The sequence below is a fragment of the Segniliparus sp. genome (assembly GCF_051660745.1).
Lineage (GTDB): Bacteria > Actinomycetota > Actinomycetes > Mycobacteriales > Mycobacteriaceae > Segniliparus.
The window spans coordinates 1-10821 of the sequence record NZ_JBOFQF010000039.1; the positions used below are offsets into that span (position 1 = coordinate 1).

A 10821-nucleotide genomic window follows, 5' to 3' on the forward strand; every position below is an offset into this window, starting at 1 on the left:
GCCGCGCGGCGACCCCCAAACTCACCTGAAAGGTGTTCGCCTATAGGTTCGCTGCTATGAAGCAGCAGTTGCATTTCGTGACCATCGCCGCCCTTGATCTGCACGCCACTCGTCGTTTCTATGGGGCTCTGGGATGGCAGCCGCTCCTGGACGTCGAGGGGGAGATCATCTTCTATCAGAGCGCGCCGGGGCAGATTTTGGGGTTCTTCCTGGCCGAGAAGTTCAACGCCGACCTCGACCTGCCCGGCGATCACTCGCGGGTCTCCGGGATCACCTTGGCCCACAACGTGCGGAGCCAGGACGATGTCGTCGCCCTTGTGGACGCGATGGCGGCGGCTGGGGGCACTGTCCTCAAGCCCCCGCAGCCGGGACAGTTCGGCGGGGTCTTCCACGCTCACGTCCAAGACCCCAATGGGGCGATATGGGAGATCGCCCATAACCCAGGCTGGCGCGTCGACGCCGACGGGACCGTCCGTTTCAGCGACTGACCAGCCTTCAAGGACTCGACACCCCGAAGATCACCCGCCTGTGTTGGCGACTGCTCTGCATCGACGAGCTCGGATACATGGAGCTCGACCGCAAGGGCGCGGAACTCCTGTTCCAAGTCCTCACCGAGCGCGAGGAGAAAGCGTCCGTGGCCATCGCCTCCAACGAGTCGTTCGGCGGCTGGACGAAGACCTTCACCGCCTCTCGTATCTGCGCGGCCATCGTGGATCGGCTCACCTTCGGCGGCGACATCATCGAGACCGGCATCGGCTCCTACCGCCTCACACAAAGCAGGGCGAAAGCTGAACGGACATCTTGAGCTTCGTGGAAGCGACTCCCAAATCCGTGGGCATAGCCAGTGGGCTAGCCTGTGTGAGTGTGGACGTCATTTTGATCCCTGGGTTCTGGTTGGCGGCGCAGAGCTGGGCAGAGGTCGTGCCGTCGTTGCTCGCCGTCGGCCACCGGCTTCACCCGTTGACCCTGCCTGGATTGGCTTCCGCGCGGGAGGATCGCTCGGGGATCGGTTTGCGGGACCATGTTGGCGCGGTTGTGCGGGCGATTGACGCGTTGCCCGAGGAGAGCCGACCTGTCCTTGTCGGCCACAGCGGAGGCGGCCCCATCGGCTACGGCGCAGTCGACACCCGTCCGGACCGGGTGGCCAGGATGATTTATGTGGACTCGGGTCCGCTCGGCGAGGGCGGGCAGATCAACACGGAACTGCCCGCGACCGGCGGGGAGATTCCGCTCCCGGAGTGGGACATGTTCGAGGAGGCTGATCTGATCGATCTGACCGACGAGATACGCGCCCGCTTCCGTCGCGTCGCGATCCCCGAGCCCGCTGCGGTGGCCTCGGATCGGATGCGGTTGCGCGACGAGCGGCGCCTTGCGGTCCCCGCGACGGTGATCTGCTGCGAGATTCGCGCCGAGACCCTCCGGGAGGCGATCAGGAGCCCTGAGCATCCGTTGCACGGCTACGTGGCCGAACTCGCCGCAGCGGAGGATTACGAGCTGGTCGACCTGCCTACGGGGCATTGGCCCCAGTTCACCAGGCCCGGAGATCTGGGCGAGCTGCTCGTCCAGGCGATCGCCCAACGCGATTAGTCCGCTGGCCCATCGAGAGCAGATCGACCGAAAAGCGCGAGTCCTCGCGCTGAGCCTTGCGGACTCTGTCGTTGGTTGCTCCTCGCGGGGAATAGGCGTGCTAGAGAACGCTGACCGGCTCGGGCGCTGCGGCTGGAGCCTGTCCTGAGCGGGCTCGGCCGCGGCATTCGTCGAGAGGGTCGAAATCCGCCGCCCAAGACGCGAGTCGGGACGGGTCGGCGATGACGGCGCCCGCTTGCACCTCGGAGGCGAGGTCGCGGCCGAGGACCGCTCCGGCCGCGTGCTGGCCGCTGATCATTGCGCCCTCGGTGCCCGGTCCGAACGCCGTGTTCGTGCCCACGAGGAACAGGCCTCGGACGGGCGTGCGCACGCCCGGTCGGAGCAGCCCGATCTGACGGGGCAGGCACTCCAAGCCGAAGGGTGCCGCGCCGCTGTTGCCGACGAATCGTTCTTGTGTCGCGGGCGTCGCCAGCTCGCACCACCGCACGTTCGACGACGATCCCGGATAGGCTTGTTCCATCCGCTGGAGCATCCCGTCGACCACGATCTTCTTGACCTCGAGATAGGTCTTGTCCTTGCGGTACTCCCCGCTGCGGACGTCGTATCCGTCGAACCCCCACAGGCCGGGGTCGTAGGGGGCGATGGTCTGGACTTGGATCGCGGCGTGCCCGGCTGGTGCGGAGCGCCGGTTCGACAAGTCCCGCCGGGTCGAAGACTGAACGAACATCGGCTGTCGGCGAGCGAACTCTCGTGCCCAGGAGACCCTGTCCGGCTGCCCTTTGGCGCGGGCGACCTGGCGCTCTAAACGCAGCAAGGAGAGCAACGAGGTAGTGTCTTCCCAGGTCGGGATCGCGAAGTAGTTGCTATTCGGCGTGGCGCTCACGTCGAGCTCGACACCGAAGTAGCCGTTGATCATCGGGAACGACATCTTCCAGCTCTTCACCCTCTGCCGGTAGGCCAGAGGCAGGTGCTCGAGTCCGACGAGGTCGGTGAAAGTGCGGATAGTGTCGGCTCCGGAGATCACGACCGGGGCGAAGACGCGCTGTCCGCCGTCGAGCCGGACTCCGGTAGCTCTGCCTGACTCGACGAGGATCCGCTCGACGCCGGTGTTGGTGCGGATCTGTCCGCCATGGCTGCGGATGACCTCGGCGAGCCCGGCCACGAGCATCTGCCCGCCCCCCTTGGGGTAGTAAGACCCTCCGGCCGCATAATTCTGGAGGTACATCGCATGCGCTATCGTCGCGATCCGTGTCGGTGTCGTCGCCAGCGCGCCGCTCTGGACCGACAGCGCGAGGATGGTTCGGGGCTTCAAACCACAGGCGAGCAGCAGCGAGATGTAGGGCGCCATCGCGAACGGAGCCGCCGTTCCCGAGCGCGCCAACGCTCTGGCGAACTCGGTTTTCGAACTGGGCGAGAGGCTTCGGTCGTAGGCTTCGCCCAATTTGCGCAGCACGGAAACATACCGCCGCAGTCCACGTGCCTCGCCGGGGAACGTGGCGAGGAGGTTGGCCTGGTAACTGTCCCAGCCAAACGGGGTCCGCAGCTCCAGACCGGGTCCTATGATCGTGTCGAACCCGTCGGCGTCCATCGGCAGCCACTCGATTCGGTCGTCCAGCCCCAAACCGTGCAGCAGCGTCGGGACCTTTCCTTCCGGGCCGCAGTCTCCGATGAAGTGGACGCCGCAGTCGAACTCCCATTTGCCCTGGCGGCGGAAGACGTGCGAGCTGCCGCCCAGCACCGAGTACCGCTCCAGGAGGAGGACTCGCTGGCCAGCGGCGGCGAGATACGCGGCAGCCGTGGCGCCGCCGAGCCCGGAGCCGATCACGATCGCATCGAACTGGGGGGCTCTATCGGTGGTGGCGGTGGTGGTCATGAGAACTCCTTGTGAGTGGTGAAGCCGAAGAGGCGCTGGGTTGTCGTCCGCAAGCGCTCCTTGCGGTTTGGCTGTGCCGGTCGCTGGTGGTGTCTTGTTGCGGGGCGAGGTGGTTTGCCGTCTCTTGCCTACGAGTCCGCGCTAGTCCGCGACCCAGTTGCCGTGGAAACCTGCGGGCACACGAGTGGGCAGATGTACTCGCGCGACCTGTTCGAGCGTGCCCGCGTCGAGGATGACGAGGTCGCTTCGGCCCGTGGCCTTGTCGTAGACGTAACCCATGGCGACGCCGTCGTCCTCCGCAGAGTCCGAGGTGCGCGGGTGGAACACGAACTCGCCGACGTCGTTGCCTGCGCCGAAGTCGAGGCATTCGGTCGTGCCCTTGCGCAGGTCGTGTTTGAGCAGCACTCCGTCGGAGCGGGCACCGGTGCTCGCCGCGACCGACCAGCCGTAGCGGTGCTCGCGGCCAACCAGGCGCTCGTCGACGCGCGGGAATTCCTGGCCGCGGTCGTCGAGGCGCTCTTCCCGCACTTTGCCGCTGCTGAAGTCGACGGTCCAGCGGTCGAGCGTCGACGGCCCTTCTCCGGAGCCGTGGAACTCTGTGGCGAACATGCGCGGGTGGCGCACCACGTCGAGCACGACGCCCTCTTCGACGTCGTAGGCGTTCAAGGGATGGAACACGTAGCAGGGCTCGACTTCGAACCACCTGATGTCGGCGTTCCCTCCTTCACGGGGCATCACCCCGACCCGTGCGGGGTAGTTCGGGTTCCAGCGGTACGGCATAACAGAGTTGTCAGGTCGGACCCGTGCGGCGGCAGCGCTCATCGGGCCGGGCACACTCACCCGACCGATGAGGGCTCCGAGCAGCACGCGAGCCGGATGTCTGAGCGGCCCGGGGATCCAGGCGACGCTGGCGACGGCTTGCGCGGCGTCGAACGTGACGGGCAGGTCGTAGAAGACGACGTGTTTCTCGGTGAGCGAGAAGTCGTGCATCATAGGGCTGCCCGTCACATCGATGTCCACCACCCTGCGGGCCCTGCCGTCGACACCGATGACCGAGTATTGGATTTGGCCCCCTCGGGCGAACGAGTAGTTCACCGCGTGCAGCTCGCCGCTCTCGGGGTCGCGCTTGGGGTGCGCGGCGTAGCCGCCGGACAAGGTCCCGTCGAAGTCGCAGGTCCCGACGGTCTCCAGTTCGTAGGTCAGTTCGAAGGCGGCCGGGCCCCCTTCTATGAGCGCGAGCGTCTTCCCGGCGTGCCCGATCACGTTGGTGTTGGCCGTGGGTTTGTCGAAGCCCGCGCGCCACGATGTCGGCTTGGGCCTCTCGCCGAGCTTTTTCGACACTGTGCGCGAGCGGACCCAGCGGTTGCGGTACCAGCTTGCGCCGCCGTCGGCGAGCCGAACGCCGTGGACCATTCCAGCCCCCATGAACCAGTGGTACGTGTCCGGGTCGATCTCGCCGATCGGATTGGACCCGTTGCGCAGATACCGGCCCTCCAGATAGTCGGGTACCGTTCCAGTCACCTTCAGATTGGACGTGGTGTGCTCGTGCGCGATCGGACCGAGGTTCCCTTCGAGAAATGGATTGCTCATAGCCTCGTCTTTCCGTGTCAAACAATGGATGGGTCCAGGCGACAGTTGCCCGGTTGTTCAAAGCGTCGAGCCGAGTACCCGGTTCGGCGCGATCTGGGCTGTTCCGTTCTCCGTCCCGAAAATCTCCGGTCGGAGGACGGCTCTGCTATCAAGAGGTCGCGTCACTCGGCCGATCCTTTGCCGCTCGGGGTAAGCCGGATCAATGCGATGACCCTGTCATGCGCGGCGGCGTATTCGATGTAGTTGCGAAACAGCGGGTACACTTTGAACGCGAGGGCCCACACACGGGATATCTCGTCCTCGGCTGTGATCTGTTGCGCCGCGAATTCTTGGCTGACCGACCCGGCCAATAGTGTGACCTGCGGGTTTCTTCTCAGGTTGAAATACCATGCAGGATGTTTCGCTTGGCCGAAGTTCGAAGCCACGAGGATGACGGACTCGCCGTCGTTGAAGTACAGGACCGTGCTGGTGCGCGGCTCGCTGCTGGTCGCACCGACCGTGGTGAGCAGCGCCGAGGGAAGGCGGACGCCCAGAGCCACCTTGCCTTTGGTGTACTTGAGCAGGTAGGGGTCGGCCCGAGAGGCGATGTTGATGCCGAACCAGCGCCCGGGCTTGGTGCGCAGGAGCGCGAGGGTGATTTGTTTGAGCGGTCCGATGGGGTCGTTCGGATCGACCCGAGGAAGCGTCGTTGTCGCAGGACTAGTCATGTTCTGTGTTCTCCTCAATTGATTGCCTGTGTCGTCAGGCCATGCGATCTGCCTCGGTCGCGAATCGTCGCCCTCGTTCTTGCCGGTCGCGCTTTCCCCGCCAGCCCCGTTGGCGACCTCCTCGAACAGGGGGCGGCTCAGGGGCGCGGCGCGCTCCTCGCTCGGGGTGACGTAGTAGTTCGTGGTTCAGGGTTTCTCGCAGGTCGGCATTCACCCCGAAGTGTGTGTTGGGGAATGGCGACCCCGTCTTGAAACAGCTCGTGCGCGCCCGCGTGTATGCCGAGAGGTGTTCCGCGCCGACCAATTCCGCGTGCGTTCGTTTGACTCCGGCGTCCGAGACCACGACCGGCGCCTCGGCGTAGGCCCCGCGCTGTGCTGGCAACGCGAGGATTGCGCGCGCGGAGAACCAGCAGCCGAAGAGCACGGCCGCGAGGGGCGCGTAGAAGAGCGGCGCGGCCTGGCCCGCTCGCGACAAAGTCCTGAACTGCCCATGGTCGTCCAGCGAAGAACGGTCCCCGGCGCGCGTCAACTGCACGTACCTGTCGCCTGCGCGGCTCTCGCGCGGGAACGCCTCGACGAGCGTGGCGCGGTACGCGTCCCAGCCGCACGGTGTTAGCGGTGTTAGAAGCGCGATGTCCGGGCTGGCGATTGTGTCGAACCCATTCGGATCGATTTCGAGGGGTTCAATGCGGTCGGCGATGCCGAGGCCGCCCAAGGCCGTCGGAATCATCCCGCCCAGGCCCGGGCTGGCGATTGCATCACAACGTGTCAACACGCGCCATCCGATCGTTCGGCGACCGATGCTGCCTGCCGCTCTTTCACAAGTTTTATACTATGTCGTATATAGCGAATATGTCAATAGGTTCAAAAATGAACGCATCTCTATTTTTCGCAGTTGCCCTGCTCCGCCATGCGAACCGCGTCGCGCCCAGGGCGTTGTCGGATCCGCACGAGCAGGGCTCGGGTACGATTTCTTGGTGACGCAGACGAACGGGCCGTCGTCGCGCGTTCAGCGTCGACGGGCTCGGAACCAGGCGAGGATCCTCGACGCGGCAGAGGCCTCGTTCGCGAGCGAAGGCTATAGCGGCACCCGGATCGAGACTGTGGCCGAGCGCGCGGACGTCTCGGTCGGATCGGTGTACAGCCACTACGCGAACAAAGACGAGCTCTACCTGGCCGTCGCCGACCGGCTTCTGGAGCGGGCGGGCCACGACCTGGCCGAGGCGTTCCAATCCTCGGTGTCGCCGACCGCGCAGACCGTCGCGGCTGGACAGGCCTACTATCGGATGCTGCGCGATAGCCCGTTCCTCGTCCGCTTCATATCGCCGAACACCACAGCTCCGGAGAGCGCGGCGATCCGTGAGCAAATCGCCAGACGACTCGACGCCATCGTCACGCAGTTCTCCAGCGCGATCGACCAAGCGATCGCCCGTGGCGAAATCCTGCCGGTCGACAGCCGCCTCATGGCGCTCTTCCTCATCAGCGCGTGGAACGGGGTGATGGCCGGGACTATCCATCCCCTGCTGCCAAGGCTCAGCATCAAGGACGCGGAGCTGATGCTCGCAACGGCGCAAACCCTGCTCCTGCGAAGCCTGACCCCTCCGGCCGGCGAGCGCTGACGGCATCCGTCGCCGTCGTCGCGCGCCGTGCTCTTCCGTCCGCGGCCGCTCGCCGCCCAACGCCTAGCGGCCTCCGGGCCCTGGGGCATCCGCTGCAACTGCTACCGCCCACGCTCGGTCGCAGGCGGCTCGCCTGCGGCCTCTGCCGGGGCGCCGCAAATGCCCCGGTGTACCCTCCCGCTCCGCGGCGGCGTTTGGCTTCGGCCTCCAGGAGGGCGGAGCCAGCGCGCGGGAAGGGTGAGTGACAAGCCGCACTTCTCTGAACTTCTGTGTTGATCGCCGCGTCAATTTTGCGCCTGTCCGTCGTAGAAGACGGCCGATGGCCGCGCCCACAGGGGGTGCGGTCCCTTCCGGGACGGGCGCTTCTGGATCCACGCCAGTTCTCGGGTTGCTGGCGGCGAGAGCGCTGGCTAGCATGCTGATCACGAGACACAGCGTCGTGTTGGTCGAGGCGGAGCGCCGCTTCGGCGGTGCGGGCAAGACGATTTGTGTCATAGGCGGTTGTGGTATGCAGGACATTCGGTCATCTGGCGGCGCACGAGCCCTTCTGTGGCGCGCGGCGCTGCTCCTTCCCCCGTGCGTCGGGATCGTTCTGGGCGCCCATCTGGTCGACAGGGGAATTTCGCCGGTCGCGGGAGACGGGAGGACCCCGTAGTGATGCTCGTCGAGTTTTTCTTCGGGGCCGCTGTCGCGACGGTCGTCGCGCTGCTCGCAGTCTGGGCCCGGCGGGCGAGCCGCACCTCTTTCGAGGAAAAGTTCCATTCGCTTTTGGACAGCTGGGAGGCGGCCCTCGCCGCTCCGGAGCGGCATCCGGCCGCGCTCTTGCGGGAGCGCTTGGCCGAGATGGTCCGCGAGCGCCGCTTGGAGCGGCTCAACGGGGATCTCGCCGTCGCGGTCCTCGCGTGCCTGTGGGCGGTCGTCCTCGTCGGCATGGGGACGTTCCTCGTTGGACGGCTCGTCCTGCCCGCGGAGCTGACCTGGGGGGACGGGCTGCGGCTCAGTTGCTATATCTCGGTGTCGGCGGCCCTGGTGGCCGCCACGTTCGCGCTCGACGTGCATTCTCGGCGCCGAGCCTCGATCGAGGGGCAGCACAAGGTCTACCGGGAGACCGGAAACTGGCCCCAACCGGGAGAGGACCGCCTTCAGCCGAGCCCTCTGCTGCAAGCCGCCCACAGGCTGCGGACCGAGTCGATCGCGGCGGCGCGGCGGTTATGGCGAGCGCCGCAGCGCCCCCTCGAAGAAGGCCCTCCGAACCCCGGCCCTTGAGGGAGGCCAACGGCCGGGCGCGACAGAGTATTCGAGCTGGCCCGTTTTCTGCGGCGTAGACCGTGCTTGGCGCTTGATAGTGTCGACCGTGTTTGGCAAAACTATAACCACACGCAACCTGGTTATAGTTTTGCCAGGAAAGCTATAGTCGATTCTGTGGTTGTGCGCGCTGTGTGAAGATCGGCGGCAGCCGACGGAGAGGATGGCGCATGAAGATCGAAGAGTTCGAAGGATCCCCGACAGGGCAGCTCGTGCCCATATCAGGGTACGACGCCTACTTGGACTGCGACTACCGCCACTTCGCCTACGTGCCTAACCCCCTCCCGGAAGCGGTCTCGCTGAGCATGAAGACCCAGCAAATGGTGAACAACGCCAGCATGTCGGTGGGGCGGCTCGACTTCGCGGTGAAACGGCTCCCCAATCCCAGCCTCCTCGTCCGCCCGGCGCTGCGGAGGGAGGCTCAGAGCACTTCGGCCTTGGAGGGCACATACGCGACCTTGGAGGAAGTGCTCGAGGCCGACTACATCGACGAGGCGAGCGCGAGGGCGGAGGTCAGAGAGGTGATGAACTACGTCCGCGCGGCGGAGATGGCGCTCCACCTCGTCAGAGAGAAACCCATCTGCCTCAATGTGATAGCGCCTCTCCAGGCGGAGCTCGTTCGGCGCACGCGGGGCGATGGGTGGGACAAGGGCCGGCTGCGGGAGACCAACGTCTACATCGGCGAGCGGTCGAGCGGCATCGAGAAGTCCAGATTCGTTCCCCCGCCCTGCGGCGACCGCCTCGTCGAAGGGGTTTCCGCGTGGGAGAAATGGGTGCACACTGAGGACGACTACCCGCTGCTGGTGAAGATCGCGATGGCGCACTACCAGTTCGAGACCCTGCACCCCTTTTCTGACGGCAACGGTCGGCTGGGGCGTCTGATCGTCACTTTGCAGCTCGTCACCGCAGGGGTCTTGACGTACCCGGTGCTCAATCTCTCCCCCTGGCTGGAGCCCAGGAAGGAGGACTACAAAGACCTGCTGCTCCGTGTCAGCACGGTCGGTGACTTCGACTCATGGGTCAGGTTCTTCAGCGAAGCGGTCCACCACCAGGCGGAGGACGGGGTCCAACGGATCGAGGAGCTGCTGACGTTCCAGGCCGAGCTGAGGCAGAAGCTCGCCGACGCCAAGGTCCGAGGCATGGTCACGGCTCTGGCGGACGACCTTTTGGGCTACCCGTTCATCACGATCCCCGAGGCAGCCGCGCTGCACAACGTGACGTACCCGCCAGCGAAGAGAGCGATAGAGACGCTCGTCGAGCTAGGCGCTCTGCGAGAGCTGGCCAAACAGACCCCAGGCATCACCAGAATGTTCGTCTGCGACCCAGTGATGCGGGTGCTAAGCAGGAATTAGAGACAGCGGCTAGAGAGCGTTCGAGATGACGACCCCGACGGTTCCCGTGGGCGCGTCTCCGGGGTGCCTTGGGCGGAAAGTGTCTGCGCGCGCCGCGAGGCCGGGTTACAGCTGGCCGCCCGCACTGGTGTCCCTGCCTGGGAGGGGGCGGCAACAATCGCCGTATGGTTGCTGCGCTCGTTCGCGAGGCCGCGTCTCGCGTCCGAGGCGTTCGTGAACGCTTGCGCGCCAGTGCCTGACCAGCGCTACGTGAGCTGCTGCGTCCCATTCCCCGAGATTGGATGCCGACGCCCAGTCGCTCGAACCAAGGAGCCCGACATGCCCGGAGCGGGGCTGCGACGATCTCCTGATTAGGTCTGCGAATTTCAGGGACGATTCGCCCGAGCATAATCAACCGAGGGCGAAAAGGGCTCGGTTGATGCGCTTGCCGAACCATTCGGCTATTTGCTCCGGGTGTTTATAGAGAAGCCACTGCGGCCGTCTTGGTGCCCGGTGCCGCTTTTCGGCCCCGACGACCCCATCGGGGAGGATGCCGCCAAAGGCGACCACATGCCGGAGTGTTCCAGCAAGGTGTCCTCGAATCTCCTGATAACGAAGGTGGAGGCCGAAGCTGGCGCGTGCTGTTCCGGTGCACGCTAAATTACGCCGCCCAGCTTGTGGTCGAGGACTCGCACGAGGTCGCTGATGTTCATGTCGAGGGCGACAGCGGTGCGCAGGACCATGCCGAGGCCCGGAGCCATGCGTGCTTGCTCCCACAGGTGGACGGTTTGTTTCTCCACGCCGATGGC

Annotated in this window: 9 protein-coding genes and 1 pseudogene; 6 read left to right on the forward strand and 4 right to left on the reverse strand. The window is 65.6% G+C overall.

Annotation, left to right across the window (positions count from 1 at the left end):
• Positions 1 to 56 precede the first annotated feature (56 nt).
• From ACRC20_RS13975 to ACRC20_RS13985, 3 genes and pseudogenes are all read left to right on the forward strand, one after another.
• Positions 57 to 488, forward strand: coding sequence for a VOC family protein (locus ACRC20_RS13975; protein ID WP_438686996.1), 432 nt, complete (start codon positions 57 to 59; stop codon positions 486 to 488).
• Positions 489 to 538: 50 nt separating this feature from the next.
• Positions 539 to 805 (forward strand): annotated as a pseudogene (locus ACRC20_RS13980) (ATP-binding protein); the annotation flags it as partial.
• 59 nt (positions 806 to 864) lie between these two features.
• Positions 865 to 1587, forward strand: coding sequence for an alpha/beta fold hydrolase (locus tag ACRC20_RS13985; RefSeq protein WP_438686997.1), 723 nt, complete (start codon positions 865 to 867; stop codon positions 1585 to 1587).
• Between the two features lie 100 nt (positions 1588 to 1687).
• On the opposite strand, the gene ACRC20_RS13990 is transcribed toward ACRC20_RS13985, so the two are convergent.
• The 4 genes from ACRC20_RS13990 to ACRC20_RS14005 all read right to left on the reverse strand — a co-directional run bounded on the left by ACRC20_RS13990 (position 1688) and on the right by ACRC20_RS14005 (position 6472).
• Entirely contained in the window at positions 1688 to 3460 is a 1773-nt protein-coding gene (locus ACRC20_RS13990) for a phytoene desaturase family protein (RefSeq protein ID WP_438686998.1), read from the reverse strand.
• A 141-nt stretch (positions 3461 to 3601) separates the two neighbouring features.
• A complete protein-coding gene (locus ACRC20_RS13995) occupies positions 3602 to 5050 on the reverse strand; it encodes a carotenoid oxygenase family protein (RefSeq protein ID WP_438686999.1) in 1449 nt (482 codons plus the stop codon).
• A gap of 161 nt (positions 5051 to 5211) precedes the next feature.
• On the reverse strand, positions 5212 to 5757 hold the full coding sequence (locus ACRC20_RS14000; protein WP_438687000.1) for a nitroreductase family deazaflavin-dependent oxidoreductase: 546 nt from the start codon (positions 5755 to 5757) through the stop codon (positions 5212 to 5214).
• Positions 5758 to 5791: 34 nt separating this feature from the next.
• Entirely contained in the window at positions 5792 to 6472 is a 681-nt protein-coding gene (locus ACRC20_RS14005; protein WP_438687001.1) for a hypothetical protein, read from the reverse strand.
• Between the two features lie 262 nt (positions 6473 to 6734).
• Here ACRC20_RS14005 and ACRC20_RS14010 point away from each other — a divergent pair, with 262 nt between their 5' ends.
• The 3 genes from ACRC20_RS14010 (at position 6735) to ACRC20_RS14020 (ending at position 10033) form a co-directional block, all read left to right on the forward strand.
• Positions 6735 to 7376, forward strand: coding sequence for a TetR/AcrR family transcriptional regulator (locus tag ACRC20_RS14010; protein ID WP_438687002.1), 642 nt, complete (start codon positions 6735 to 6737; stop codon positions 7374 to 7376).
• A gap of 657 nt (positions 7377 to 8033) precedes the next feature.
• The gene (locus tag ACRC20_RS14015; protein ID WP_438687003.1) at positions 8034 to 8642 is read left to right on the forward strand and encodes a hypothetical protein; all 609 of its coding nucleotides are present in this window, start codon (positions 8034 to 8036) and stop codon (positions 8640 to 8642) included.
• A 209-nt stretch (positions 8643 to 8851) separates the two neighbouring features.
• Positions 8852 to 10033: a Fic family protein gene (locus tag ACRC20_RS14020; protein ID WP_438687004.1), complete on the forward strand. Its 1182-nt coding sequence runs from the start codon at positions 8852 to 8854 to the stop codon at positions 10031 to 10033.
• Positions 10034 to 10821: the final 788 nt, after the last annotated feature.

Coding starts and splice junctions, on each gene's coding strand:
- ACRC20_RS13975 (WP_438686996.1), top strand. CDS start 57: ATGAAGCAGCAGTTGCATTTCGTGACCATCGCCGCCCTTGATCTGCAC.
- ACRC20_RS13990 (WP_438686998.1), bottom strand. CDS start 3,460: ATGACCACCACCGCCACCACCGATAGAGCCCCCCAGTTCGATGCGATC.
- ACRC20_RS13995 (WP_438686999.1), bottom strand. CDS start 5,050: ATGAGCAATCCATTTCTCGAAGGGAACCTCGGTCCGATCGCGCACGAG.
- ACRC20_RS14000 (WP_438687000.1), bottom strand. CDS start 5,757: ATGACTAGTCCTGCGACAACGACGCTTCCTCGGGTCGATCCGAACGAC.
- ACRC20_RS14015 (WP_438687003.1), top strand. CDS start 8,034: ATGCTCGTCGAGTTTTTCTTCGGGGCCGCTGTCGCGACGGTCGTCGCG.
- ACRC20_RS14020 (WP_438687004.1), top strand. CDS start 8,852: ATGAAGATCGAAGAGTTCGAAGGATCCCCGACAGGGCAGCTCGTGCCC.